Below are 25,963 nucleotides of genomic sequence, written 5' to 3'. Positions count from 1 at the left end.
GGCACGATGCCGATGAAATGCGCAGCCATGAATCCGCAAGGCCGGCAAGGAGTGTTTCCTTTGACGAACCTCACCATTGTCTTCCATTCCCGCAGCGGTAACGTCCATCAGCTGGTGGAAAGGGCGGCGAAAGCGGCGCTCGACGCGGGTGCCGAGGTCCGCGTCCGCAAGACGCCCGAGCTCCCCGACCCGATGATCCTCGACCGGGAGGCGTACGCCGACCTGGCCGCCGCCACCCGGGACGTGCCCGAGGCGGGCCTGGACGACCTGGTCTGGGCCGACGCGATCATGGTCGGCACACCGGTGCACTACGGCCTGCCGGCGCCGCAGATCCTCAACTTCATCGACCACACCGGTCCCGTCGCCATCCCGGGCAAGCTGATGGACAAGGCGGTGTCCGCGTTCGCCTCCGGCTCGATGCCGCACGCCGGCCAGCAGGCGGCGATCCTGGCGCTGCACAACGCGTTCTGCCACTGGGGCGCGATCATCGTGCCGAACGGCTCCGCGGCGGCCGTGCTGCACCAGCCGGGCAACGGCGCCCCGTACGGCACCGGGACCATTTCGCGGCACCAGGCCAACAGCGTGACCGAGGACAACTTCGACGCGATCGAGTACCAGACGCTGCGCACGCTGCAGGTCGCCCGGGCGCTGTCCGAGGGGCTGCGACCCGAGCCGAAGATCGCCATGGTGAGCGACGAGCGGCTGCGCACGTTCGGTCTGGACATCTGATGCGCCCCGGCAAGGTGCTGCGCGACGGGCCCTGGCCGGAGGGTCAGCCGTGCTGGGTCGAGGTTCAGGTCGAGGACGTCGAGCGGGCCTCCGCCTTCTACGGGCAGCTGTTCGGCTGGACGTACTTCGACCACGGCCCGGACTACCAGCACTATCTGACGGCCCGGCTGGACGGCCGGGCGGTGGCCGACATCGGGCCGAGGCCCCCCGAGCACCCCGGGGAGGGGCCCTCCGCCTGGCTCGTCTGCTTCGCGGTGGACAGCACCGACGCGGCGGCGCAGCGGATCACCCGGGCAGGAGGCACCCTCCTGCTCCCCCCGCTCGACGTGGGGACGCACGGCAGGTTCGCGGTCGCCGCCGACCCGGCCGGGGGGACGTTCGCCGTCTGGCAGGCGCGGGAGTACGCGGGCACGCAGATCGCCGGTGTGGCCGGTGCGGTGGTGTGGCACCACTGTCTGAGCACCGACGTGGCGGCGTCACTGGCCTTCTGCACCGAGGTGTTCGGGCACACCGTGGGCCGGTCCCGCGGCCCGGACGGCGAGCGGCACCTCGTGCTGGAACTCGACGGGCGTCCGGTGGCCGGGATCGGCGAGGCGGGTACGGACGGGTCCGCCGGGGTCTCCTCGCACTGGCGGGTCCGGTTCGGCGTCGGCGATCTGGACACAGCCCTGAAGACGATCACGGAACTCGGCGGCTCGGTGCACGAGGGCCCCTTCGGCACCCCTCAGGGACGGTGCGCCCGCGTCGCCGACGAGCAGGGCACGCCGTTCGAGGTGCTGGAGGTCGGCGCGGAGGTGCCGGAGGCCGGCGAGCCGCTCTGACCTGGTCGCGCGGCCCCGGCCGGTCAACGGCCGGGGCCGCCGCGCGCGCCCGGAGCCGGGTGCCATCCGGCCGTGTCCCAGAATTCCAGCTGGGCCGCCTTGGGCAGGGCCGTGATCCGCGGCCCCGCCGGACCTCCGAGGCACAGGACCCTGGGGTCCCGCGCGGTGAAGGCGGGCCAGTACGGAACCTCCTTACTGCGGGGGACGCCGTCGTGCGCGAAGGACGACACCAGGTCCATGAGGGTCCGCGACACCTGCCGTTCGACCGGTCCGTCGCCGAAGATCTCGCGGTGCCAGGGGATGCCGTGGGTGCCGAAGAGGAACGGCGCGGTCGCTTCGTGCGGCGTACCGAAGGAGGGCGGTCGCACCGGGTGGTCGAAGTGCAGGACGTATCCGGGCGCCCTGCTCTGTGTGGCGGCCCGCTCGGTCAGGCGGACGATCTGGTGGCGGAACATGCTGTCCCCGACGATCTCCGCGTAGAGGGAGACGGCGTCGTCGGCGCGTCCCTCCTCGCGGGCCCGTGCGCGGTAGTGCCGGACGGCCAGGTCCGCGACCTCGCCGGGGACGCCGGCCCGCCCGTGGAGCAGGTGGGCCCGCACCATGGCGCGCAGTTCCGTGGCGTCGACCGGATGCGGCAGCGCTCCGGCGGTGTAGAACGAGCCCTCGGTGTCGGTCGTCACGGTCAGGGTCGGCAGGTCGGGCACGGGCCGATCGGTGTCCGGTCCGGGCACCAGCTCGCCGTCCTGGACGGGCCCCCGGTACCAGCGTCCCGAGGCCACCGGCCGCTGGTCCGGGGCGCCGCTGAAGCAGTCCTCCCAGGCGGCCAGCAGCGTGTCCGCGGCCACGCCGCGCAGCCCGGCGACGCCGACGCCGAGCCGGTCCGCGAGGACGTCGAACGCCGTGCGGGCGTCGTCCGGTTCCAGGGCGTAGGCGGGCGCCCAGAGGTGGGCGGCGCTGATCGGAACCAGGCGGCGGACCGCGCCGCGCAGCCGTGGCAGCAACGCGAGCTGCCGGACGGCGGCACCACCGGCCGACGTACCGCACAGCGTGATGTTCTCCGGGTCGCCCCCGAAGGCCGCGATGGAGGACCGCACCCACTCCACGAGGGCGGCCTGGTCCTGGAGGCCCCAGTTGGCGCACCGTCCGGTCTCCGGGTCGGCGAGCTGCTCGTGCAGGCCATAGCCGAAGGGCCCCAGGCGGTGATTGAAGGTGACGACGACGAGGTCCGCGCGGGCGGCGAGTCGCGCGCCGTCGAAGGTCGGGCTGGAGGCGGAGCCCGACCGCCAGCCGCCGCCGTGCACGTAGATCAGCACCGGACGCAAGCCGTGGACGTCCGGCGTCCAGACGTTGGCTCGCACGGCGTGCTCGGCGAAGACCTCGGCGGGTGCCGGGGCGCCGACCGGTCCCGGGCCCTCGGGCTGCGGGAAGGCCGGTGGCAGCACGGCCGCGGGCCGGACACCGGTCCACGGCTCCACCGGCCGGGGTGAGGCGAACCGCAGCGGTCCCACCGGCGGGGCCATGAAGGGCACGCCGAGGAACGCGTGGACGGGTGCGTCACCCCCCGCCGGACCGGCCGCCGTCGCGCGCAGCGCACCGGCCGGGGTCCGCACCACCGGCGGCCGGGTCTGCCGTGTCCGCCCCATCACAACCCCTCCCCCGCACACCGGTGTCCGCAGCACGTTCGCAGCCGCCGGCCGGCGCGGCCAAGAAGCCGGGAAAGCATGTGTCAGGTGCGCTCAATTGACAGACTTCGGCCGACCTGACGAACCGGACCGGCGCATGTTGGCCACCCCCCGGGGAGGCGCGAGTGTGGTGGCGTGCCTCCTTTACTCATGTCGCATCGATATCCAGATCACTTTCCACGCCGGGCCATTGTTTCGAGCACCTTCGACCGTCCCGGATCGGCATATGAGGGATGGAGTCGGGAATGACTGGTGACTTGGTGTCCGTTCCGTCGGAAAAGGCGGGGCAGCAGCCCGAATGGGAGGACCTCTCGCGGCTGCGGCGTGCCCGGGAGACCCTCGCGGGGCGGCCGGGGCTCGTCGAGGCGCACGACGTCGAGACGCTGCGCGGTCAGCTGGCGCGGGTCAGCGCGGGCGCGGCGGAGGTCGTGCAGGCCGGTGACTGCGCCGAGGACCCTGCCGAGTGCACGGCGCCGGACGTCGCCCGCAAGGTCGCCGTGCTCGATCTGCTGGCGGGTGCGATGAAGCTGGCCGGACACCGTCCGGTGGTGCGGGCGGGCCGGATCGCGGGTCAGTTCGCCAAGCCCCGGTCGCAGCCGACGGAACGCCTCGGCGACCTGGAACTGCCCGTGTACCGCGGCCACTTGGTCAATGGGCCTGCTCCCGAACCCGAGGAGCGCAGCGCGGATCCGCTGCGTCTGGTCACCGGCTACATGGCCGCCGCGGACATCATGGGCCACCTCGGCTGGGGCCGCCCGGACGGTATCGGGCACCCGGTGTGGACCAGCCACGAGGCACTGGTCCTGGACTACGAACTCCCCTTGCTGCGGCGCGGCGCGGACGGCGGGCTGCTGCTCGCCTCGGCGCACTGGCCGTGGATCGGAGAGCGCACCCGTCAGGCGGACGGCCCCCATGTCGCGCTGCTCGCGCAGGTGCTCAACCCGGTGGCGGTCAAGGTGGGGCCGGGCATCGACCGGGACGAACTCCTGGCGCTGTGCGAACGGCTGGACCCCGAGCGCACTCCGGGGCGGCTCACCCTCATCGTGCGGATGGGGGCACGGACCGTGGCCGAGCGGCTGCCCCCGCTGGTCCGCGCCGTCCGCTCGGCGGGGCATCCGGTGGTGTGGCTGGTCGATCCCATGCACGGCAACACCGTCGTCACGCCGAGCGGCCACAAGACCCGTTACGTGCGGACGATGCAGCGTGAGGTGCGTGAGTTCCGTGCCGCGCTCATCGAGGAAGGCGCGTTCCCCGGCGGTCTGCATCTGGAGACCACGCCCGACCAGGTCACCGAGTGTGTCCTCGACGAGTGGGAGGCCGACCGGGTCGGCAAGGCCTACACGAGTTTCTGCGACCCCCGGCTCACCGTGGACCAGGCGCTCGACCTGCTGGAGGCGTGGACGGCTCTTCCCTCGCCCACGCTGACCGGTGCAGCCGCCCGGCGGCACACGACAGGAGGCTGACGATGGCTGAAACGACCGTGGAGCAGGGCGGTGTCGCCCTGGTCACCGGCGCCGCCGGCGGGATCGGCGGGGCCGTGGTCCGGGCGCTCGCCGAGCGGGGCACGGCCGTCGCGGCCGTCGACCGCGACCACGGCGCCCTGCACACCCGCGTCGCCGAGTTGAAGCGGTCGGGGCTGCCCGTGACGGCGTGTCCCGCCGACGTCACCGACGCCGACGACGTGGAGGCGGCGGTGGCGATGGCGGAGGAGCGCCTGGGGCCGGTGGAGTACCTGGTCAACGCCGCGGGTCTGCTGCACCTGGGCCCGGTGCGGGAGTTGAGCCCGCGTGACTGGGCTGCCATGTTCGCGGTCAACGCCGCCGGGGTGTTCCATGTCTGCCGTGCCGTGGTGGACCGTATGGTGCCGCGCGGCCGGGGCGCGGTGGTCACCGTGGCCTCCAACGCCGCCGCCACACCGCGGGCGAAGATGGCCGGATACGCCGCGTCCAAGGCGGCGGCCACGATGTTCACCAAATCGCTGGGCCTGGAGGTCGCGCGGCACGGGATCCGCTGCAACGTCGTGGCACCCGGTTCCACCGAGACGCCCATGCTGTGGTCGATGTGGGCGGACGACAGCGGGCGCGCCCACACGCTCCACGGCAGCGCCGACGACTTCCGCGTCGGCATCCCGCTGGGCAGGATCGCCCGGCCCGAGGATGTCGCCGCCGCGGTGCTCTTCCTGCTGTCCGAGAAGGCCCGGCACATCACCCTGCACGATCTGACGGTCGACGGCGGCGCCTCGCTGGGCGCCTGAGAGGAAGACCTGACCATGCCCGGGATCCCCGACATCGCCGCATACCCGATGCCAGGCGAGGACGACCTGCCGGCCAACACCGTGCGCTGGACGGTGCGCGCGGACCGTGCCGTGCTGCTCGTGCACGACATGCAGCGGTACTTCCTCAGGCCGTTCGCCGAGGGCCAGCGCCGTGAACTGATCAGCAACATCGCGCTGCTGCGGGAGCGGTGCGACCGTCTCGGGATACCCGTCGCGTTCACGGCGCAGCCCGGCAGCATGACCAGGGAGGAGCGCGGGCTGCTCATGGACTTCTGGGGCCCGGGGATGCGTCCGGCGCCCGAGGACCGGGCCGTGACCGACGCGCTGGCGCCGCGCCCGGGCGACTGGCGGTTCACCAAGTGGCGCTACAGCGCCTTCGTCCGCTCCGGCCTGCTGGAGCGGCTCCGCGCGTCCGGCCGCGACCAGTTGATCCTCTGCGGGGTCTACGCCCACATCGGCGTCCTCGCCACCGCCGTCGACGCGTTCGCCCAGGACATCCGGACGTTCCTCGTCGCAGACGCCGTCGCCGACTTCTCCGCGCAGGAGCACCGGCTCGCCCTCACCTACGCCGCCCGGCGCTGCGCGTTCGTGTCCACCACGCGGCGGCTGCCCGTCGAGGGCGGCACGCTCCTCGGCGAGGACCGCGCCGAGCCCGGCAAGCGAGCCGTCGCATGACCGCCCGGCCGGTGGTGACCGGGGCGGCCGAGGCCCTCCTGGACCGCGTCCTGTCCTTCCCCCACACGCAGCCGTTCGCTCTGCTGTACCGCCCCACGGTCACCGACGTCGACCGGGTGGAGATCCTGACCGGCCCGGTGGGCGCGCTGGACCGGGTCGCCGACCTGCCGCTGCCGGAGTCGGCGCACGGCCCGGCCGGGGCGGACGTCCTGGCGCTGCTGCCGTACCGGCAGTTGGCCGAGCGCGGCTTCCCCGTGCCCGACGACGGGCGGCCGCTGCTCGCCATGACCGTGCGGGAGCAGGCCTCGCTCAGCCGGGCGGCGGTGCTCGCCCGCGTACCCGACGTGCCGATCCGGATGACGGGCGAGCACTTCGACATCGACGACGACACGTACGCGGATCTCGTGCGACGGGTGCTCGCCGACGAGATCGCTGTCGGCGAGGGTGCGAACTTCGTCGTCAAGCGCCGCTTCCTCGCCGACGTCTCGGACTACTCCCCGGCGACGGCAGCGGCGCTCTTCCGGCGGCTGCTGGCGCGGGAGTCCGGTGTCTACTGGACGTTCCTGGTCCACACCGGCGAGCGGACCCTGGTGGGGGCCACCCCGGAGCGGCACGTCAGCCTGCGGGACGGGACCGCGGTGATGAACCCGATCAGCGGCACCTACCGCTACCCGGCGTCGGGGCCGACCCTGTCGGGCGTCATGGACTTCCTCGGGGACCACAAGGAGAAGTACGAGCTGTTCATGGTGGTGGACGAGGAACTCAAGATGATGTCCCGGGTCTGCGACAGGGACGTGCGCGTGGTGGGCCCGTACCTCAAGGAGATGGCCCGGCTCGCCCACACCGAGTACGTCATCGAGGGGCGCACGGAGCGCGACGTCCGGGAGATCCTGCACGGCACCCTGTTCGCCCCGACCGTCACGGGCAGCCCGCTGGAGAACGCGAGCCGGGTGATCGCCAAGTACGAACCGGAGGGCCGCGGTTACTACAGCGGTGTGGTCGCCCTGGTGGGCCGGGACGGCCATGGCGGTCGCACGCTGGACTCGTCGATCCTCATCCGCACCGCCGACATCGACGCCTCGGGGCGCCTCGCGATCGGGGTGGGCGCGACCCTGGTGCGCGACTCCGACCCGGTGGCGGAGGTGGCGGAGACCCGGGCGAAGGCGACCGGCCTGCTCAGCGCCCTGCGGGCCGAACCCCAGGGGGCGCTGGGCCGTCATCCGTCCGTGCTGTCCGCGCTGCGCGCCCGCAACGACGACATCGCCGACTTCTGGCTGCGCGGCCCGGCCCCCGCGGCGGCGGCCGGTGCGGTGCCGTCCGGCCGGCGCCTCCTGGTCGTCGACGCCGAGGACACCTTCACCTCGATGATCGCCCACCAGCTGGAGGCGACCGGTCTGACGGTGACCACCCGCCGGCACGACGAGTCCTACGCCTTCGACGAACACGACCTGATCGTGATGGGCCCGGGCCCCGGCAACCCGCTGCACACCGGCGAGCACCGGATCGCCAAGCTGCACGACGACATCGGCACACTGCTCGCCGAGCGGCGTCCCTTCCTCGCCGTCTGCCTGAGTCACCAGGTGCTCTGTCATCGGCTGGGCCTCGACGTGCGGCGGCGGGACACACCGCACCAGGGGGTGCAGCGGGACATCGACCTCTTCGGCAGCCGCGAACGCGTCGGCTTCTACAACAGCTTCGTGGCGCGCAGTGCGTCCGGCCGGCTCGATGTGCCGGGCGTCGGTGACGTGGAGATCAGCCGGGATCCCGTGGCCGGTGATGTCCACGCGCTGCGCGGTGCGTTCTTCGCCGGCGTGCAGTTCCACGCCGAGTCGGTACTCACCCGGGACGGGGTGCGCATCCTGGGCACCCTGCTCGCCGGCGTACTCGAGGGAACGCAACGCCCGGTCCCTTCCTGAGTCCCGTGGGGCCGGGACGTCGGCGGCCTCACGTGGTGGTGGTCAAAGCCACCCGCCTGCCGTTCAGTTCGTTCGCCTCCAGCATGCGGTGGACCTCGGCGGTGGCGCTCAGCGGCAGCACACGCACTTCGCGGGGGCGCAGGCGGTCCTGAGCCAACAGCTCGTTGACGCACCGCGCGGCGTCGGCGAGTTCGGCGGCCGGGGCCCCGGTGATGGCGAAACCGACGACCGACCGGTCCCGCACGTACAGCGGCCCGGCCGGCAGGGCCGGTGTGGTGCGCAGGCCCGCGAGCAGGACGATCCGGCCCCGCCAGGCGAGCAGGTCCACCGCGGTGGCCAGGTCGTTGACGCCCGCCGCGTCCACGTAGAGGTCGACGCCCTCGGGGCACACCCGGGCCAGCCGCGCCCCGAGGTCGTCGCGCGTGCGGTCGACGACGGTGTCGGCCCCCAGCGCGCGGCAGTGCGCGGCGTCGCGTCCATGGGCGACGGCCACGACCCGGGCACCGGCCCGGGACGCGATGACCACCATGGCGGAGCCGACGTTGCCGGCGGCCCCGACCACCACCACGGTCGATCCGGCGCGCAGCCCTCCGTGGGTGACCAGGCCGAGATAGGCCGTGGTGGCGGGGTGCAGCTGGGTCACCGCGGTCTCGGGGTCGACACCGTCCGGGAGCCGGTACAGCCGCTCGGCCGGTACGACGGCGCGCTCGGCCGCCGCGCCCTGCCGGCCGGCGTGGCCGAGGCTGTTGCACCACACCCGCTCCCCCACCTCGAAGCCCGTCGCCCGCTCCCCCACGGCGGCGACCCGGCCGACCAGGTCGCGGCCGACGACGAAGGGGAACTCCACCTCGGTACGCACCGCACCGGCCCTGATGAAGGTGTCGACGTGGTTGGCGGTCGTCACCTCCACGTCCACCAGGACGTCGTGCGCGCCCGGCCGGGGGTCGGCGAGCGCGCCGAAGCGTATGGAGTGTGCGGGACCGAATTCGTCGATGTAGGCAGCACGCATACCGAGAGCTTTGCCCCGCGGGCTCCGGCACGGCCGTCTTCCGGGGCCGACGGCCACCGAATGTGTCACCTCGCCGCCGGATTCACCGCCTGTGACACCGCACCTGACGGACTGTCGGACCCAGCGTTGCCCACGTGCGGCCGCCGGTTTCAGGATCAGAGCGTCCGGAGTGGAGAAGGGGTGCTCGGATTGACCAGGACAGTGCACGAGATCGCGGTCATCGGCGCCGGCCCGCGTGGACTCGCGGTGCTGGAGCGACTGTGCGCGCACGAGCGGGCGCGGCCCTCGCACCCTCGGGTGCTCATCCACGTCGTGGACGCCGGCCCGCCCGGAGCGGGCGCGGTGTGGCGCCCCGACCAGTCGCGGTACCTGCTCGCCAACACCGTCGCGTCGCAGATCACCGTCTACTCCGACGCGGCGTCCCGCATCGCCGGACCGGTCGAGCCGGGGCCGAGCCTGTACGAGTGGGCGGTGTCGTTGCGGGACGGATACGCGCCTGAGGGGCGTGACCTCGTGGACGGCGGGGCCGACGGCCCGATGCCCGACGCCGCCACCCTGGCCGAGGCGCGCTCGCTGGGACCGGACGGCTACCCGACCCGCGCCCTGTGCGGGCAGTACTACGCCGACTGCTTCCGCCGCGTCGTGGCCGCGGCCCCCGGCCATGTGGAGATCCGGGTGCATCGCTCGCGTGCCGTGGCGGTGGCCGACACCCTGGGCTTCCCTGGCGGCCCGCAGGGCGTGCGCCTCGCGGACGGTACCCGGCTGAACCATCTGGACGGCATCGTGCTGGCCCAGGGCCATGTGCCGACCCGGCCGACGCCGCAGGAGGAACGCACGGCGAGCCTGTCCCGGATCCACCACCTCACCTATCTGCCGCCCGGCAACCCCGCCGATGCCGACCTGGACGGCGTCCGGGCCGGGCAGCCGGTGCTCCTGCGCGGCCTGGGGCTGTGCTTCTTCGACTACATGGCGCTGCTCACCCTCGGCCGCGGCGGCCGGTTCGAGACCGCCGGCGACGGGCTGGTGTACCGCCCCAGCGGCGAGGAGCCGGTGCTGTACGCCAGTTCACGGCGCGGGGTGCCCTTCCATGCGCGCGGCGCGAACGAGAAGGGCTCGTCCGGCCGTCACCTGCCGCGACTGCTGTCCGCGCGGCACGCGGAAGACCTGCGCCGGCGGACGGCGGCGGGCGGCCCGCCCCTGTCCTTCACCGAGGACCTGTGGCCGCTCATCGCGCGCGAGGTGGAGTCCGTCTACTACGAGACACTGCTGGCGAACGGCCGAGGGAACACCGCGCGCGCCGGGTTCGCCGAGCGCTACCTCGCGTGCGCGCAAGCGCCCGAACGCGAGGCCGTGCTGAGCGAACACGGCGTACCGCCCGAACTCCGTTGGTCCTGGGAGGCTGTCGCCGACCCCGCGGGGCAGCGGGACTTCGCGGACCGGGACGACTTCCGGACCTGGTTGCTCGGCTGGTTGCGCGAGGACGTCCGGCACGCGCGGCAGGGCAACGTGAGCGGCCCGCTCAAAGCCGCCCTGGACGTGCTGCGCGACCTGCGCAACGAGGTAAGGCTGGCCGTCGACCACGGTGGCCTGGACGGAGTGTCGCACCGCGACGAACTCGAGCGGTGGTACACCCCGCTCAACGCGTTTCTGTCCATCGGTCCCCCTCCGCGGCGCACCCAGGAGATGATCGCGCTGATCGAGGCCGGGGTGCTGCAGCTGACCGGCCCGGGCACCCGGATCCGGATCGACACGGGCGGCGGCTGGTTCGTCGCCGGCTCCGACACGGTCCCCGGGCCCACCGTCCGGGCGCGCACCCTCATCGAGGCCCGGCTGCCGACGCCCGACCTGCGACGTACGGCCGACCCGCTGCTGCGGCACATGCTGAGCACCGAGTCCTGTGCCGCGTACCGCATCCCCACCGGGGACGGGGCGGCGTACGAGACGGGCGGTCTGGCGGTGACGACCCGGCCCTACCGACTGATCGACCCGCAGGGACGAGCGCACCCGCGGCGGTTCGCGTACGGCGTGCCGACCGAGTCGGTCCACTGGGTGACGGCGGCGGGGATCCGGCCGGGTGTCGACTCGGTGACCATCGCCGACGCGGACGCGATCGCCCGGGCGGTGCTCGCCCTGGGTTCCAGCCGGGCGGACGCGGGCGGGGACACTGAGCACACCCCCGTCGAGGTGACCGTGTGACGACGCGTGGGACGGAGGGGGCAACGGGGGACGGTCCGCACACGACGGACGCGGGCCTGCTGTCGCCGGTGCGCGCCGGCACCCCCGTGGAGCGGGCGGTGTCCGACCATGCGTGGCTGCGGGCGATGCTGGACGCGGAGGCCGCGCTGGCGCACGCCCAGGCCGCGATCGGCGTCGTGCCGCCGTGGGCGGCGGAGACCATCGGCCGGGCCGCGCGAGCGGACCGGCTGGATCCGCGGGCCCTGGCCGTGGCGGCGCGCGAGAGCGCCAACCCGGTGGTCGCCCTGGTCCGGGAGCTGACGCGCGCGGTGGCCGCCCTGGACCCCGCCGCGGCCGAGTACGTGCACCTGGGGTCGACCAGTCAGGACATCTTCGACACCGCGGCGATGCTCGTCGCCCGCGACGCGTTGGGACTGTTGCGCGCGGACCTCGCGCGCGTCGCGGCCGCGTTCGCGGTGCTGGCGCGCGAGCACCGCGACACCGCGCTTCCCGGACGCACCCTGGCCCTGCACGCCGTGCCCACCACGTTCGGGCTGAAGGCCGCCGGCTGGCGCAGGCTGGTGCTCGACGCCGACGCCCGGGTGGCCGGGGTGCTCACGGCCCTGCCGGTGTCCCTGGGCGGCGCCGCGGGAACGCTGGCCGGGTATCTCGAGCACGGCGCCGACGCCGAAGGTCTCCTGGCGGCCTTCGCGGCCCGTACGGGGCTGTGCGCACCCGTGCTTCCCTGGCACGCGCTGCGCACGCCGGTGGCCGATCTCGCCGCCGCCCTGGCCCACACCACGGGCGCCCTGGGCAAGGTGGCCGTCGATGTGCTGTCACTGACCAGGACCGAGGTCGGTGAGGTGGCCGAGCCGGCCGTTCCCGGGCGGGGCGGTTCGTCCGCCATGCCGCAGAAGCGCAACCCGGTACTGGCGACGTTGATCCGCAGCGCCGCGCTCCAGGTGCCCGCGCTGACGGCGGTGCTGACCCAGTGCCTGGTCACCGAGGACGAGCGGTCGGCCGGGGTGTGGCACGCGGAGTGGCAGCCGCTGCGGGAGTGCCTGCGGCTGGCCGGCGGCGCCGCCCACACGGCGGTGGAGCTGGCCGAGGGCCTGGTGGTGCGGCCGGAGCGGATGCTCACCGATCTGGGGCTCACCGGAGGCCGGATCGTCGCCGAGCGTCTGGTGGCGCTGCTGGCTCCCCTGGTGGGCAAGGAGGCCGCGCGTGACGTCCTGACGCGCGCTGCCGACGCCTCGGACCGTCTCGGCAGGCCGCTGGCCGAGCAGCTCCTGGAGCAGCCCGAGCTCACGGGTCGATTCACCCCGGATCAGCTGGCCCGGTTGTGCGATCCGGGCAGCTATGTGGGCGCCGCCGCCGACCTGGTGGACAGGTCGCTGCGGGACTGAGCCGAAGGACACCCGGTTCCGGTCTTCCGGCACTTCGCCGACGCCCTCCTGACCCCGATCTGACCGTTGCCGGACCGACGTACGGTGCTGACCAACCTGACCTTGCTCATGACGAGCTGACCGGTCGACGACCTTGCGCGGCGCGGGGGCGCTGGGTTTGAATTTCAGAAAGTCCGAGAGACCACTGAGGGGCAAGAAATCCACTTGAATTACGGTGGCACTTTCAGCTGAAGGAACCCCTCGAAAGGTGCTCGAAAAAGGGGGACGTGATGGATGGTCCAGGTCTGACACGGAGAAACCGCCTCACGATGCACACCGCCGCTCCGAGAAGGAACCACTGAGTTTGCGGCCGTAGGCGCGCTGAATTGTTCGGGGAATCCGCGCCGTTCCCTTTCACCCGGGCACCCTCGGGCACGCCGCACAACCGCGGCCCGGGGCCCGTCATGTCCGTGGACCGACGTGCTCTTCTGAGCATGCCCTCCCCCGGTCCCGCAGCCGTGCCACCGGCACAGTCGCCGTAGCACGCCGCCCGCCGTTCCCGACCGAGCCCGTCCACACCGCCGTGGGCGACATCCGCCCGCGCGCCGACGGTTCGCCACCAAAGCGGCGATGCGCCGCGCCCGCGGGAGAGCACGGCCCGACGTCCGGCATCCGGTGGGGCGTCCACGCATGCCGAACGCATTCCATTCACGCGGGAATAAAAGCCGCCCTCTTCCATCGAACCCCCCACGAGGAGATCGGTATGACCATGATCAGCGGTGTGCCCGACCACACCCGGATTCGGCCTCCACTCGCGAACCCGCTCGACTCCGACGCAATGCGCAGAGCAGCCCTCGACCGCTCCCTATCCGAATTGTCCCCCATTGTTTTCTCGTCGCTCCCGCGGGCCGATCAGCGACGAAAAGGGATGATGTACCTGCGGGGCCTGCTGGGCGCCACCGGACGGAAGTCGATAAGAAATATCGCCGCCTTCCTCGGAGACCAGGTCAACGACCAGGGCCTGCACCACTTCATCAACGACTCGACCTGGGAGTGGGCCCCCATGCGCGAGACCCTCGGTCGTCACCTGGTCCATCACCTGCCGCTGCAGGCGTGTGTGCTGCACCTGATGGTCATACCGAAGTCAGGTCCCCACTCGGTCGGTGTGGCCCGGACGTTCTCCTGGGAGCGCGGTCAGGCCGTCACCGCACAGCAGGTGATCGGCGTCTGGGGGGTGTCCGCGCGCACGGCGAGTCCGCTCAACTGGTGGATCCACATGCCGCCGGAGGGAGCCCGGGGAGCCGCCCGGGACGATCGGGCGGCGTCCGTCGCTGAGGCGGCCGGACCGGCCACGCCCGAGGACTCGATGGTCAGCGCCTATCTGGAGACGGTGTCCCGTCTGCACCTGCCGCGCTGCCCCGTGACGCTGAACGCGGAGCGGCTCGACGCCATCAGGATCAGCTCGCGACTCAGCGCCGCCGGCCTGAACCACATCGCCCGGATCTCCGGCGACACCTGGCTGCTGCCCGACGACCCCGCGCTGCCCGGCTGGGGGGAGAGCCCCTTACAGGCGAGCCAGATCGCGCATCTGGCCAAGGCGGGCCGACGGCGCGTGGCGGTCTACCCGACGGGCACGCACGGCTCCATGGAGCTCGTCGCCACGGTGCGCGTCCGCCTGCCGACCGTGCTCGACTCCACCCGCCGCGGCCGCGGCCGTCCGGAGTTCCTGCTCCTCGCCGTCGGCCGCGGCGGATCCCGCTGGCCCGAGGAGCTGTGGCTGACCGATGTGCGAACGGCTGATCCTGCCGCCCTGCTGCGGCTGGTGGGTCACAGCCGGCGGGTGGAGAGCCGCGGCATGCCACGCGCCGAGCGCGTGGGCATCCGGGACTTCGTCGGCCGCTCCTTCGCCGGCTGGCACCGCCACGCCACCCTCGCCTCCGTCGCCCACGCGGCCACGGAACTGGCGGAACGCAGACTGGCGGCCTAGCCGACCCGCGTGACCACCCACCCCGCCGGGACCCTGGACCCGCCGTACCCGAGGGCCCTGGTGGGCCGACCCGGCCTTGCCTATACGTTGGAGACGGACGGTCGGCCGGGCGTGCGGACACCGATGGGGATCACACCCGGCATTCCCCGGCATGATGGTGCCTGGCGGCCCGCACAGAAGGCCGCGAAGTGCTGCCCGGCGAGCCGAGAGAGAGACATGAGCAGAACACGGACGCAGGCCGGAAGGTCTGCGGGAAGCGTGGTGTGAGCCCATGCACATCGTCATCATGGGGTGCGGAAGGGTGGGTTCCGCACTGGCCCAGAACCTGGAGCAACAGGGGCACACGGTCGCCGTGGTCGACCAGGACCCCACCGCCTTCCGCCGCCTCGGCTCCTCGTTCGGCGGCCGCCGGGTCACCGGTGTCGGCTTCGACCAGGACACGCTGCGCGAGGCGGGCATCGAGGAGGCCGGCGCCTTCGCCGCCGTCTCCAGCGGTGACAACTCCAACATCATCGCCGCGCGCGTGGCCCGTGAGATGTTCGGCATCGAGAACGTCGCCGCCCGCATCTACGACCCGCGCCGCGCGGAGGTCTACCAGCGCCTGGGCATCCCCACCGTCGCGACGGTCCGCTGGACGGCCGACCAGATGCTGCGCCGTCTGCTCCCCTCCGGCGCCGAGCCGCTGTGGCGCGACCCCACCGGCGGCGTCCAGCTCGCCGAGGTGCACACCTCCACCGCCTGGGTCGGCCACAAGATCAGCCGGATGCAGGAGGAGACCGGCGTACGCGTGGCGTTCCTGACCCGGCTCGGTGAGGCGGTCCTGCCCACCTCACAGACGGTGCTGCAGGAGGGCGACCTGGTGCACGTGATGATGCGCACCGACGAGGTCGACAAGGTGGAGGCGGCGTTCGCCAAGGGTCCCGAAGAGGAGGGCGGTCACTGATGAGGGTCGCCATTGCCGGAGCCGGCGCCGTCGGCCGCTCGATCGCGGGCGAACTGCTGGAGAACGGCCACGAAGTCCTGCTGATCGACAAGGCACCGACCGCCATCTCGGTCGAACGGGTCCCGCAGGCCGAGTGGCTGCTCGCCGACGCCTGCGAGATCACGTCCCTGGACGAGGCGGCGCTCCAGCGCTGCAACGTCGTGATCGCCGCGACCGGCGACGACAAGGTGAACCTGGTCGTGTCCCTGCTGGCGAAGACGGAGTACGGCGTCCCACGCGTCGTCGCCCGCGTGAACAACCCCAAGAACGAGTGGTTGTTCAACGAGTCCTGGGGCGTGGACGTGGCCGTCTCCACCCCGCGTCTGATGTCGGCCCTGGTCGAGGAGGCGGTGAGCGTGGGCGACCTGGTCCGACTTCTCCGCTTCAGCCACGGCGACGCCAACCTGGTGGAGCTGACCCTGCCGGAGGAGTCGGCCCTGGCCGGCACGCAGGTCGGCGACGTCGAGTGGCCGCAGGACACGTCCCTGGTGACGATCATCCGTGGCAACCGCGTCCTGACTCCCTCCCGCGAGGACTCCCTGGAGGCCGGCGACGAACTCCTCTTCGTGGCCGCCCAGGCCCGTGAGGAGCAGCTGGAGGACCTGCTGTCGGTGCGGCGCGGCGCGACGGGCTGAGCCGGTCGCCGTGAACGCCGAAGGGGCGTCCCGAGTGCTCGGGACGCCCCTTCCGTCGGCTGTGGAGGTTCTCCGTCAGCGGCGGAGGCTCGCTGATCAGCGGTGGAGGCTCACTGCTCGGCGGACCGGGCGGCGGCGTCCTGCCGCTCCCGCTCCTCGGCCGCCCTCTCCTCCGCCTCCATCTCCGCGAACACGTCGATGGGCGCGGGCGCCTTCGCCAGGAAGACCCACGTCAGGTACACCGCGAGCAGGAACGGCGGGATCTTCAGGGCGACCAGGACCCAGCCCAGCTGCGTGGTGTCGGCCCACCAGTACAGCGGGAAGAGGATCGCGCACTTGGCGAGCAGGATCGCCCCCCACGCGTAGCTGGCCTTGGCGTACGCCTTCTTGCGGCCGGGGTTGCGGGTGCGCCAGGAGAGGTTCTCCTTGAAGACCGGGCCGAGGATCAGCCCGATCAGCGGCACGCCGCACAGGGTCGTGATGATGTAGGCGAGGCCCAGTCCCAGCGTGTAGAGCATGCCGGGCAGGTAGAAGTCCTTGGCGTTGCCGGTCATCATCGCGAAGACGACGCCGAATGCCACGCCGAAGACACCGCTGAAAGCGTGCTTGACGGTGTCCTTCGTCACCAGCCGGACCACGACCAGCACCAGCGACACGGCCAGCGCCGCGATCGCCGACATGTGCAGGTCCTTGTTGATCGTGTAGATGGTGACGAAGAGGAGACCGGGAACCACCGTCTCCACCATGCCCCGCACGCCGCCGAACGCCTCGAACAGGGCGGCCTCGGTCACCGCCCGGGCGTCGTCCGCAGATGTCTCTTCGGTCGGCTTGTCGAGCGACGTCACCGGCTACTCCCGTCCGAGGGGTCTCAGTTCGTACTTGGGATTGAACAGCACCCGACGGCCCCGGCTCATCGAGATCCGGCCCGATGCGATCAGCTTGCGCCCCGGCTCTATCCCCACGATGGAGCGTCTGCCGAGCCACACCACGTCCAGCGCGGCGGAGCCGTCGAACAGCTCGGCCTCCAGGGCCGGGACTCCGGCACGCGGCCGAAGGGTGACCGTGCGCAAGGTACCAGTAACCGTCACTATCTGCCGGTCCTGGCAGTCTCCGATCCTGATACAGCCGGCCGTCGCGGTGTCCTCCCGCAGCTCCTCGGACTCCAGGTCCTCCTGCGACGAGGAGAGCCGGTCGAGCATGCGCCGGAACCGGCCCACCGGCTTTTCGGAACGAGGAACAGCACTCATGTCTGAAGCGTACCGGGGCCCGCTGACGATGGGCGAGGAGCCCGATTCCCGCTGCGGCACCCCTCACTTCTCGAACCGGTACCCCGTCCCCGGCTCGGTGACGAAGTGCATCGGATACGGGGGATCCGCCTCCAGCTCGCGTGGCAACCGCGCCATGTACACGCGCAGACAGGTGGTGTCAGCGATCGCATCGCCCTCGCCGTGACCACGGTGAGCCCGCCGCCGGGCGCCCCCGGCGGCGTACCGCGTGGGCCGCCCACGGCCTCGGCGAAGCCGCGCGCCACCGCGGGCCCCAGCCCCATGCCCCCTGGTCAGGCCGGGTTGTCGCCGTGCGTGAGGGTCTCCCAGGCCACGAAGAGGTTGTTGCTGCCCGCGGGGCGGCCGCGCTGGGTCAGCGTGGTGGTGTTGGTCATGGCGTGCCCGAGACGGTTGGCCAGGGCGTTGTGGCCGACCTCGGTCACCGGTCCGAGCCCGAGCTTGAGCGAGCCGCCGCACAGCCCGCCCCCGGGGCCGGCGCCCAGCTGGTACTTGGCGTGGAAGCCGAGCCCGTGCCGCAGCCGCTCGCCCACGTCGGTGCCGTAGAGGTCCTGGCCCTGGATGCGGCTGGTCTCGGCGACGTGCGAGATGGCCGAGAGGCCGTAGCCGGTGTGGGTGAAGTCGCGGCAGGTCTCCTGGCTGAGTCCGTTGACGAAGGTCGACTGGCCGTGCCAGTACTTGATGATCTTCTCCCGGGTGTTCAGGTTCTGGCTCGGCACGGTCTTGGGCAGCGCACCGTCGGACTCGAGGTAGACGTAGGCGGCCGTGCGGGTGCGGAACTTCGCCATGGCCTTGTCGTACGACGCCTTGTCCTCCAGGAAGACGGAGATGCCGACGGCGGCCTCCATCATCGACAGTTCCCAGTTGCCGTTGGAATTCGAGCCGTTGATGATCTCGGGCAGGTAGACCGTGCGGAGCATGGTGGCGAAGCGGCCGGAGTTCGCCCAGGTGCCGGTGTACGTGTACTTGATGATCTCGGCGGCCTTCGGCCAGGAGGAACCGGCCCAGCCGGTCTGCAGGGGCGCGTTGCTGTTGGTGTGGTCCCTGATCACGGCGGACCAGGCGTCCATCAGCTCGATGGCCTTGCGGGCGTGCCGTTCGTCGCGGGTGAGGTACCAGGCGAGGGCGTGGGTGTACGCGGCGATCGCGTCCTCACGCTCGTCGGTGCAGCCGAAGTTGGGGTTGGAGTACGAACCGCATTCGACGACCGCCCGGGGCTTGGGCGCGCGGTTCAGGTCGGCGTACTTGCTCGCCATCATCTGGTCGAAGGCGCCCTTCCAGGGCTGGGCGCCGGCGTTGACCTTGGACCGGGTGAAGTCCAACTGGCCCTTGGAGACGGTGACTCCGGGGTGGGCGAACGTGGTGGGCGCGGCGTCGGCGGGCCAGGTGAGAGCACCGGCGACGAGGGCGGCCGAGGCCGCGAGGAGAGCGGTTCTGCGCATGCGTGGGGGGCCTTCCGTTCTCGTATGTGAACGCGAAGCGCCTTTATGAACAGACGCGTTGGACGGAGACGGTAGGTACAGACCAATGCGGCGTCAAGGTTCCGTGCATGAGAAAGGGCCGCACCCCTGGTGGGATGCGGCCCTGGTGTCTCTGTGGGTCAGCGGACCTCGGTGATCTCCGGTCCGCGCTGGAGCTGACCCATCCCGCCTGCGAAACGGGAGCCCTCTTCCTGCTGGACGCCCTCGGGGACCATCTGGGCGTCGTTCGGCAGCTTCAGGACGATCGGGTCGCGGGGCGCCATCGGGCCCTCGCCGCGAACCACGACCGTGTCCCGGAAGATCTGCTCGAGCAGCCCGGCGGCCTGCGGCTGCACCGCGCCCTGGCCCGAGATGACCCCGCGCAGGAACCAGCGGGGGCCGTCCACACCGACGAACCGCACGACCTGGAACCCGCCGGTGCCGTCCGGCAGCTGTACGGGCACCTGCGCGCGCAGCTCCCAGCCCAGCGGCCCCTCGACCTCGTCGACGATGCCGCCCTGCTGGGTGATGCCGGTGCCGATCTCCTCGCGCACCTCGCCCCAGATGCCCTCGCGCTTGGGGGCGGCGAAGCCCTGGAGCTGGATGGCGCTGTCGCGCAGCACGACCGTCGCCGCGACGATCGCGTCGCCCGCGACCTCGACCCTGAGCTCCATGCCGTCGACGCCCGGCACGAACAGGCCGCCCAGGTCGACCCGGCCCTCGGCCGGGTCACGGACCTCCGAGTCGTCCCAGGGCCCGTCGGGGCGCGGCGCGGGCTCGAGCCTCAGGCGCTCGCGCTCGTCGTCCGCCTCAGTGTCGACACCGTCGACGACCTGCTCGGCCTCGCCGGCCGCGTCCTCGGCGGCATCCCTCTTCTTGCGACGTCCGAACACGTCACTGTCCTTCCCGGTCGGATACGACCGAAGCGTATCGATTCCCACCCGCCTGACCGCCCACGGCGGCCTGACCGCTTGTGCCGCTCGTCCCGTCCACCGCCGCATGGCCTCCGGTGGACCCGAAGCCCCCCTCGGCCCGCGTCGAGTCGGGAAGTTTTGCCACCTCTTGGAAGCGAACCTTCTCGACCTGCTGGACTACCAGTTGGGCAATCCGGTCGAAGCGCTCGAACCGCACGGCCTCGCGCGGGTCGAGATTCACCACGATCACCTTGATCTCCCCACGGTACCCGGCATCAACCGTCCCCGGGGCATTCACCAAGGCGACGCCGCAGCGGGCGGCCAGGCCGGATCGCGGGTGCACGAAGGCCGCGTACCCCTCCGGCAGTGCCACAGACACTCCCGTGGGCAGCACGGCCCGCTCGCCCGGCTCCAGCCGGCACGCCTCGGTGGTCCGCAGATCGGCTCCGGCGTCCCCGGGCTGCGCATACGACGGAAGCGGTACGTCCGGATCGACGCGACGGATCAGCACGTCCAGCGGCGGGCGGCTCACGGGGGTCGTGGGGCGCGTGGGATCGGTGTCGCTCCCGGGTCCGGTCGGGCTCACGGGTTCACCTCGAAGGCGCGGGCGCGACGGACCTGGTCCGGGTCGTTCATGGCGGCCTGGATCTCCTCCTGGCGGCCGTGGTCGACGAAGTGGTCGACCTTCACCTCGATGAACAGCGCGTCCGCGCGCACCGCGACGGGCCCCTCGGGGCCGCCGACGCGTCCGGTCGCGCGGGAGTAGATCTTGCGCCCGGCCACCGCCGTCACCTCCGCCTCCAGGAACAGCGTGGTACCGACGGGCACGGGCCGTACGAAGTCGGTCTCCAGCCGTCCGGTCACCGCGATCGTGCGCAGCAGCCAGTTCAGCGAGCCCAGGGTCTCGTCCAGGGCGGAGGTCAGCACGCCACCGTGCGCGAGGCCCGGGGCGCCCTGGTGGGCGGGCTGCACCGTGAACTCGGCGGTGAGCGAGACGCCCTCGCCGGCCCGCGCCTCCAGGTGCAGCCCGTGCGGCTGCTCGCCACCACAGCCGAAACACTGGCCGTAGTGCGCGCCGAGGAGCTCGCCGGGCGCGGGCGCGTCCGGGTGCCGCACCGGTTGCACGGCGTCGGCCGGAGGCTGAAGAGCTGCGGAAGTACCACTCACAGCCGGAGACCTTACCCGCGCGTCGGCCCCTTCCGGACACCGTGTCAAGCTTGGCTCCATGCAGCTCTCCGCCGCCCCCTACGAAGAACGCCTCACCGCCCCGCGGACCTGGTGGCTGATCTCGTTCCTCGTGGGCGTCTCGATGGCCCTGGTCCTGCTCCCGTTCGGCACACTGCCGATGCTCGGCGGTCTCGCCGGGGGCACCGCGGTCGCGGCCGTCGCCGCGAGCTCCTACGGCTCGGTCCGCATCCGGGTGGTCGGGGACTCTCTGATCGCAGGCGAGGCGAAGATCCCGCTGGCGGCGCTGGGCGAGGCGGAGGTGCTGGACGCGGAGGAGGCCCGCGCCTGGCGCACCTACAAGGCCGATCCGCGCGCCTTCCTCCTGCTGCGCGCGTACATCCCCACAGCGCTGCGCGTGGAGGTCACGGACCCGCAGGACCCGACGCCGTACCTGTACCTGTCCACGCGCGAGCCGGAGCGGCTGGCGCAGGCGCTGCGGACGCGACCGCCCGCGTAACCACCCGCGCGGGCCGCGCGACCCGCGTACTCCGCGTAGCACACATGCGCGGGGTGTCACCCGGCAGCCGCTGTGCGGCGGCCGCCCTCACCGCCCGCGGCCGCGCCGACCGTCGTCGTTTCTGCTGCGCCCGCCGTGCTCGCCGTCTTTGCCGTACGCGGCGTCTTTGCCGTCGGGCCGGTGGCCCTCGTGGCGGCCCAGGGGGTCCGCGGTGATCTCGCCCATCTCCAGGGCGTCCGCCGGACGTTCCAGGGCGGGGAGCGCCTCCAGAGCCTCCCAGGGCACCTGGATCTTGCGCAGGTCCCGGCGGATCCGGCCGGCGAGCTTTCTCGTCTCGCCGCGGTTCATGACCGCCCCCACGGCGGCGCCCACCAGGAACGGCATCAGGTTCGGCATGCTGCGGACCATGCGCTTCATGATCCGCTGCCGCAGTTCGCGCTTCATGCGGCTGTTCAGTGCCGCGCTGAGCGTCGACGGCTTGGTGGCGTCGATCCCGCGCTCCCCCGACCACGAGTCGAGGTACGCGGTGCTGCGCTGCTTGAGGTTGCCGGGCGGCCGTACGCCGTAGACCTCGTGGAGTTCGGCGATCAGCTTGAGTTCGATCATCGCGACGCCGGTGACCTCGGCGGCCAGTTCCGTCGGCATCGCCGGGGGGACGGGGAGCATCGCGGCCGCGCCGACACCGGCTCCGACCGTGGCCGTCGCGTTCGCGGCGCCCGTCACGAGTTTGTCCGCGATCTGCTCGGGCCCGAGGCCCGGGAACTGTCTGCGCAGCGTGGCCAGGTCCCGCACGGGGACGCGCGGGGCCAGCTCGATGATGCGGTCGGCGAGGTAGGCGAGTCCGGCCCGGGCCCGGTCGCCGCCCTTGCGGGCGCCTTCCCATGCCCGCTCGCGGATCGTCCCCGCCCGTCGTCGCGCGACGGGTGCGGGGGCGTCCACGGATGCCGGGAGGTCACCCCGGCCTGCCCGTTCGAGCGAGGCCGCCCCGGTACCGGTGGTGCCTCGCTCGTCGTCACGCGCGCCGTACTGCGGGCCGTCCTTCGGCCCTTCGTCCGCTTTCCGCTTGGAGAAGCGGCGCTTCCAGGGAGGGGTCGAGCCAGTCACGGCCGACCCGTCCTCAGTCGCAGTCGCGGCAGATCGGCTGACCGTTCTTCTCGCGGGCCAGCTGGCTGCGGTGGTGGACCAGGAAGCAGCTCATGCAGGTGAACTCGTCCTGCTGCTTCGGGAGCACCCGGACGGCCAGCTCCTCGTTCGAAAGGTCGGCGCCGGGCAGCTCGAGGCCCTCTGCCGCCTCGAATTCGTCGACGTCCACGGCGGAGGCCGACTTGTCGTTCCTCCGAGCCTTCAGCTCTTCGAGGCTGTCCGAGTCGACGTCGTCGTCGGTCTTGCGTGGAGTGTCGTAATCGGTTGCCATGGTCGCTCTCCCCCTCTGGGTGTCTGCGGTGTCTCCAGCGCACGTAACGCGTGAGAGGCCGGACTTGTGCCCGACCTGAGGCGGAGATTTTGCCTCACATCAAGGTCTGTTACTCAATCGACACCCAACCGGACTCCTGACGAGTGATCGGCTTGGATGGCGATGGGGACCGTACACGGTCCGAATGCTGCACGCCAAAGGCGTCTCACCGTGTACTTCCCGTGATCAAGACCCCCGAAAACCGGGATTTTCCCGGCTTTCCGACAGCGTGCATGATCACGGAGAGTAGATGGCCGGAAAGGCGTCCCTGTGATCGATCACACACGGTGCGCGCGCGGTGCAGCCTCAGAAATTCCGCGCAAAGCGAACATCCCCGTGTGCCGCCGAGTTGATCGGCGACATGATCTCAGATCGGCAGCGTGACGCGCATGACGAGCCCACCTCCCTCACGCGGCTGGGCATAGATGTGCCCGCCGTGCGCCCGGGCCACCGACCGGACGATGGAGAGCCCGAGCCCGACGCCCTTGTCGCTGCCCGTCCGCTCCGTGCGCAGCCGCCGGAAGGGCTCGAAGAGGTTGTCGATCTCGTAGGCCGGCACGACCGGGCCGGTGTTGGACACGACCAGGACCGCCTGGCCGTGCTGGACGTCGGTGGTGACCTCGACCCAGCCGTCCTCGGGGATGTTGTAGCGCACGGCGTTCTGGACCAGGTTGAGCGCGATCCGCTCCAGCAGTACGCCGTTGCCCTGGACGACCGCGGGCTTCTGCTCGCCCCGGATCAGTACGCCCTTGCCCTCGGCCTCGGCATGCACCTGGTCCACGGCCTGCTCGGCGACCTCGGCGAGGTCCACCGGTCCGCGCTCGACGATCTGGTTGTCGCTGCGGGCGAGGAGCAGCAGCCCCTCGACGAGCTGCTCGCTGCGCTCGTTGGTGGCCAGCAGCGTCTTGCCGAGCTGCTGGAGCTCCACGGGCGCGTTCGGGTCGGACAGATGCACCTCGAGGAGCGTGCGGTTGATCGCCAGCGGCGTTCTCAGCTCGTGCGAGGCGTTGCCGACGAAGCGCTGCTGGGCGGTGAAGGCCCGCTGGAGCCGCTCCAGCATGTCGTCGAAGGTGTCGGCCAGCTCCTTCAGCTCGTCGTCCGGGCCGTCCAGCTCGATCCGGCGGGAGAGGTCCGAGCCCGCCACCGCGCGGGCGGTGCGGGTGATCCGGCCGAGCGGGGAGAGCACCCGTCCGGCCATGGCGTAGCCGAAGGCGAAGGCGATGACCGCCAGGCCCAGCAGCGCCAGCAGGGAGCGGCTGAGCAGGCTGTCCAGCGCGTGCCGGCGCTGCTCGTTGACGCACGCGTTCATGGCGTCGTTGAACTCGGCGGGCGAAGCCTGGCCCGGCAGGTTGCAGATGTCGCTGGTGACCTTGCCCTCGACGATCTTGAACGGCAGGTCGCTGCCCACGTTCAGGGCCTGCGCGGCCAGCAGGTAGATGATCGACAGCAGCAGGATGCCGGCGATCAGGAACATGCCGCCGTAGAGCAGCGTGAGCCTTATGCGGATGGTCGGGCGCAGCCACGGGAAGGGCGGTACGGGCCTTCTGGGGTCCCAGGTGGGCTTGGGGGGCGCCTGCGGGGGCGCGGGAGTCGTGGCCACGGGGTATCAGATCCGGTAACCGGAGCCGGGGACGGTGACGATGACGGGCGGCTCGCCCAGCTTGCGGCGCAGGGTCATGACCGTCACGCGCACCACATTGGTGAACGGGTCGGTGTTCTCGTCCCAGGCCTTCTCCAGGAGCTGCTCCGCGGAGACGACGGCGCCCTCACTGCGCATCAGCACCTCCAGGACCGCGAACTCCTTGGGGGCGAGCTGGACCTCCTTGCCGTCGCGGAAGACCTCGCGGCGGTTGGGGTCGAGCTTGATCCCGGCACGCTCCAGGACGGGCGGCAGCGGCACGCTGGTACGCCGGCCGAGGGCGCGCACGCGCGCGATGAGCTCACTGAACGCGAAGGGCTTGGGCAGGTAGTCGTCGGCACCGATCTCCAGCCCCTCGACCCGGTCACTGACGTCACCGGAGGCCGTCAGCATCAGCACCCGCGTCGGCATGCCCAGTTCGACGATCTTGCGGCAGACCTCGTCGCCGTGCACGAGCGGGAGGTCGCGGTCGAGGACGACCACGTCGTAGTCGTTGACGCCGATGCGCTCCAGGGCGGCCGCGCCGTCGTACACGACGTCGACGGCCATGGCCTCCCGGCGCAGTCCGGTGGCCACCGCATCGGCGAGCAGTTGCTCGTCCTCGACGACGAGTACGCGCACGTTCCTGGTCCTTCCTCATGCCCCCCGCGTGCGCCCTGCATCGGGCGCACGCGGGCAGGGGTCTTTGACGATGCCTGGTGTGTTGCCCTCCATCCTGCCCTTTTCGGCCATAAGTCGGAGGTAAGGCGGGTGAGGGCTCCGGCCCCGGGAGGGAATACGAGATTTTCTCCTCCGGTTAGGTTTCCACGGAAGGGAGCTTGGGGAGGACGGCTTTACATCCCACGATCACGCTCTGCTGGCGCCGCACCACCGTGCGGTGCGCATCAGTCCGCTTTTCCGCAGGGCGGGCGTGGGTGTCCGGCACCGTCGCCGCCCGGCCGAGCGGCGCTGGGCATCCGCGGGCGGCGTGATCGTCCCTTCCGAACGGCACACCCCCGTGCCACCGACCCACGACCCAGGACGAGGGGGCGCAGCATGGACGCTTTCACCGCAGGACTTCTGCAGCGCATAAGGGCGACCGAGTCCGATCTGTCCCGGGCTCGCGACGAGGGCGACGAGTTCCTCGTCGAAGTGGAGCAGGGCGAGCTCGACGACCTGCGCCGACTCGCTGCCGAGCACGGAGTGGTGGTCAGCGCGACGAGCGTCTGATCGTGCAGTACGCGGCGGGCCCCGGCGAATCCAGCGCCGGGGCCCGCTTC

General features: G+C 71.9%; 25 protein-coding genes and 1 pseudogene. 13 read left to right on the top strand and 13 right to left on the bottom strand.

Annotation, left to right across the window (positions count from 1 at the left end):
* Window positions 1–60 precede the first annotated feature (60 nt).
* A complete protein-coding gene (locus ACFZDE_RS33555) occupies window positions 61–729 on the top strand; it encodes an NAD(P)H-dependent oxidoreductase (RefSeq protein WP_390994626.1) in 669 nt (222 codons plus the stop codon).
* On the top strand, window positions 729–1,550 hold the full coding sequence (locus tag ACFZDE_RS33550) for a VOC family protein (protein WP_391206480.1): 822 nt from the start codon (window positions 729–731) through the stop codon (window positions 1,548–1,550). The genes ACFZDE_RS33555 and ACFZDE_RS33550 overlap by 1 nt, the downstream gene beginning before the upstream one ends.
* A 23-nt stretch (window positions 1,551–1,573) precedes the next feature.
* Here ACFZDE_RS33550 and ACFZDE_RS33545 read toward each other — a convergent pair whose 3' ends face one another.
* Window positions 1,574–3,193, bottom strand: a complete 1,620-nt coding sequence (locus ACFZDE_RS33545; RefSeq protein ID WP_391206477.1) for a carboxylesterase family protein — start codon at window positions 3,191–3,193, stop codon at window positions 1,574–1,576.
* A gap of 284 nt (window positions 3,194–3,477) precedes the next feature.
* On the opposite strand from ACFZDE_RS33545, the gene ACFZDE_RS33540 reads away from it, so the two are divergent.
* Genes ACFZDE_RS33540 through ACFZDE_RS33525 form a run of 4 tightly spaced genes read left to right on the top strand, consistent with a single transcriptional unit; the run spans window position 3,478 to window position 8,098 of the window.
* Window positions 3,478–4,695, top strand: a complete 1,218-nt coding sequence (locus ACFZDE_RS33540) for a 3-deoxy-7-phosphoheptulonate synthase (RefSeq protein WP_391206472.1) — start codon at window positions 3,478–3,480, stop codon at window positions 4,693–4,695.
* 2 nt (window positions 4,696–4,697) lie between these two features.
* On the top strand, window positions 4,698–5,486 hold the full coding sequence (locus tag ACFZDE_RS33535; protein WP_391206469.1) for a 2,3-dihydro-2,3-dihydroxybenzoate dehydrogenase: 789 nt from the start codon (window positions 4,698–4,700) through the stop codon (window positions 5,484–5,486).
* Between the two features lie 15 nt (window positions 5,487–5,501).
* On the top strand, window positions 5,502–6,182 hold the full coding sequence (locus ACFZDE_RS33530) for an isochorismatase family protein (RefSeq protein WP_390994637.1): 681 nt from the start codon (window positions 5,502–5,504) through the stop codon (window positions 6,180–6,182).
* Complete coding sequence (locus ACFZDE_RS33525) at window positions 6,179–8,098, top strand: chorismate-binding protein (RefSeq protein WP_391206466.1); 1,920 nt, start codon at window positions 6,179–6,181, stop codon at window positions 8,096–8,098. The genes ACFZDE_RS33530 and ACFZDE_RS33525 overlap by 4 nt, the downstream gene beginning before the upstream one ends.
* A gap of 28 nt (window positions 8,099–8,126) precedes the next feature.
* On the opposite strand, the gene ACFZDE_RS33520 is transcribed toward ACFZDE_RS33525, so the two are convergent.
* Window positions 8,127–9,107: a zinc-binding dehydrogenase gene (locus ACFZDE_RS33520; RefSeq protein WP_391206463.1), complete on the bottom strand. Its 981-nt coding sequence runs from the start codon at window positions 9,105–9,107 to the stop codon at window positions 8,127–8,129.
* A 189-nt stretch (window positions 9,108–9,296) separates the two neighbouring features.
* Here ACFZDE_RS33520 and ACFZDE_RS33515 point away from each other — a divergent pair, with 189 nt between their 5' ends.
* The 5 genes from ACFZDE_RS33515 (at window position 9,297) to ACFZDE_RS33495 (ending at window position 16,271) form a co-directional block, all read left to right on the top strand.
* Window positions 9,297–11,303 (top strand): FAD/NAD(P)-binding protein, encoded by a 2,007-nt coding sequence (locus ACFZDE_RS33515; RefSeq protein WP_391206460.1) that lies wholly within the window; start codon window positions 9,297–9,299, stop codon window positions 11,301–11,303.
* Entirely contained in the window at window positions 11,300–12,688 is a 1,389-nt protein-coding gene (locus tag ACFZDE_RS33510; protein WP_391206457.1) for a lyase family protein, read from the top strand. The genes ACFZDE_RS33515 and ACFZDE_RS33510 overlap by 4 nt, the downstream gene beginning before the upstream one ends.
* Before the next feature lie 742 nt (window positions 12,689–13,430).
* Window positions 13,431–14,654 carry a transposase gene (locus tag ACFZDE_RS33505; protein ID WP_391206454.1) on the top strand — a complete coding sequence of 408 codons (1,224 nt, stop codon included), beginning with the start codon at window positions 13,431–13,433 and terminating at the stop codon, window positions 14,652–14,654.
* A gap of 271 nt (window positions 14,655–14,925) precedes the next feature.
* A complete protein-coding gene (locus tag ACFZDE_RS33500; RefSeq protein ID WP_381038107.1) occupies window positions 14,926–15,597 on the top strand; it encodes a potassium channel family protein in 672 nt (223 codons plus the stop codon).
* Window positions 15,597–16,271: an NAD-binding protein gene (locus tag ACFZDE_RS33495; RefSeq protein WP_390994650.1), complete on the top strand. Its 675-nt coding sequence runs from the start codon at window positions 15,597–15,599 to the stop codon at window positions 16,269–16,271. Before ACFZDE_RS33500 ends, ACFZDE_RS33495 begins: the two co-directional genes overlap by 1 nt.
* Window positions 16,272–16,381: 110 nt before the next feature.
* On the opposite strand, the gene ACFZDE_RS33490 is transcribed toward ACFZDE_RS33495, so the two are convergent.
* From ACFZDE_RS33490 to ACFZDE_RS33460, 7 genes and pseudogenes are all read right to left on the bottom strand, one after another.
* Complete coding sequence (locus tag ACFZDE_RS33490) at window positions 16,382–17,116, bottom strand: DUF3159 domain-containing protein (RefSeq protein ID WP_390994653.1); 735 nt, start codon at window positions 17,114–17,116, stop codon at window positions 16,382–16,384.
* A gap of 3 nt (window positions 17,117–17,119) precedes the next feature.
* On the bottom strand, window positions 17,120–17,518 hold the full coding sequence (locus ACFZDE_RS33485) for an OB-fold nucleic acid binding domain-containing protein (protein ID WP_390994656.1): 399 nt from the start codon (window positions 17,516–17,518) through the stop codon (window positions 17,120–17,122).
* A 63-nt stretch (window positions 17,519–17,581) separates the two neighbouring features.
* Window positions 17,582–17,698: pseudogene (locus tag ACFZDE_RS33480) on the bottom strand (DNA-binding response regulator); the annotation flags it as partial.
* A gap of 131 nt (window positions 17,699–17,829) precedes the next feature.
* Window positions 17,830–18,996, bottom strand: coding sequence for an alginate lyase family protein (locus ACFZDE_RS33475; RefSeq protein WP_391206450.1), 1,167 nt, complete (start codon window positions 18,994–18,996; stop codon window positions 17,830–17,832).
* A gap of 158 nt (window positions 18,997–19,154) precedes the next feature.
* Window positions 19,155–19,907: a DUF3710 domain-containing protein gene (locus ACFZDE_RS33470; RefSeq protein WP_390994661.1), complete on the bottom strand. Its 753-nt coding sequence runs from the start codon at window positions 19,905–19,907 to the stop codon at window positions 19,155–19,157.
* A gap of 1 nt (window position 19,908) precedes the next feature.
* The gene (dut, locus tag ACFZDE_RS33465) at window positions 19,909–20,445 is read right to left on the bottom strand and encodes a dUTP diphosphatase (RefSeq protein WP_390994983.1); all 537 of its coding nucleotides are present in this window, start codon (window positions 20,443–20,445) and stop codon (window positions 19,909–19,911) included.
* 65 nt (window positions 20,446–20,510) lie between these two features.
* Window positions 20,511–21,095, bottom strand: a complete 585-nt coding sequence (locus tag ACFZDE_RS33460) for a hotdog domain-containing protein (RefSeq protein WP_390994664.1) — start codon at window positions 21,093–21,095, stop codon at window positions 20,511–20,513.
* 58 nt (window positions 21,096–21,153) lie between these two features.
* Here ACFZDE_RS33460 and ACFZDE_RS33455 point away from each other — a divergent pair, with 58 nt between their 5' ends.
* Window positions 21,154–21,612 carry a DUF3093 family protein gene (locus tag ACFZDE_RS33455; RefSeq protein ID WP_390994666.1) on the top strand — a complete coding sequence of 153 codons (459 nt, stop codon included), beginning with the start codon at window positions 21,154–21,156 and terminating at the stop codon, window positions 21,610–21,612.
* Window positions 21,613–21,699: 87 nt separating this feature from the next.
* On the opposite strand, the gene ACFZDE_RS33450 is transcribed toward ACFZDE_RS33455, so the two are convergent.
* From ACFZDE_RS33450 to ACFZDE_RS33435, 4 genes are all read right to left on the bottom strand, one after another.
* On the bottom strand, window positions 21,700–22,716 hold the full coding sequence (locus tag ACFZDE_RS33450; protein WP_391206446.1) for a hypothetical protein: 1,017 nt from the start codon (window positions 22,714–22,716) through the stop codon (window positions 21,700–21,702).
* A 13-nt stretch (window positions 22,717–22,729) separates the two neighbouring features.
* Window positions 22,730–23,026 carry a DUF4193 domain-containing protein gene (locus ACFZDE_RS33445; protein WP_003993510.1) on the bottom strand — a complete coding sequence of 99 codons (297 nt, stop codon included), beginning with the start codon at window positions 23,024–23,026 and terminating at the stop codon, window positions 22,730–22,732.
* 406 nt (window positions 23,027–23,432) lie between these two features.
* Window positions 23,433–24,665, bottom strand: a complete 1,233-nt coding sequence (locus ACFZDE_RS33440; RefSeq protein WP_390994672.1) for an ATP-binding protein — start codon at window positions 24,663–24,665, stop codon at window positions 23,433–23,435.
* A 6-nt stretch (window positions 24,666–24,671) separates the two neighbouring features.
* A complete protein-coding gene (locus tag ACFZDE_RS33435) occupies window positions 24,672–25,325 on the bottom strand; it encodes a response regulator (RefSeq protein WP_390994675.1) in 654 nt (217 codons plus the stop codon).
* 414 nt (window positions 25,326–25,739) lie between these two features.
* Here ACFZDE_RS33435 and ACFZDE_RS33430 point away from each other — a divergent pair, with 414 nt between their 5' ends.
* Window positions 25,740–25,913, top strand: coding sequence for a hypothetical protein (locus tag ACFZDE_RS33430; protein ID WP_390994678.1), 174 nt, complete (start codon window positions 25,740–25,742; stop codon window positions 25,911–25,913).
* The last annotated feature ends 50 nt before the right edge of the window (window positions 25,914–25,963 follow it).

Origin of the sequence: Streptomyces sp. NPDC007929 (genome assembly GCF_042959065.1) — a bacterium.
Taxonomy (GTDB): domain Bacteria; phylum Actinomycetota; class Actinomycetes; order Streptomycetales; family Streptomycetaceae; genus Streptomyces.
The sequence above is the reverse complement of the archived record's forward strand: the minus strand, read 5'-3'. Positions and strand labels throughout refer to the sequence as shown.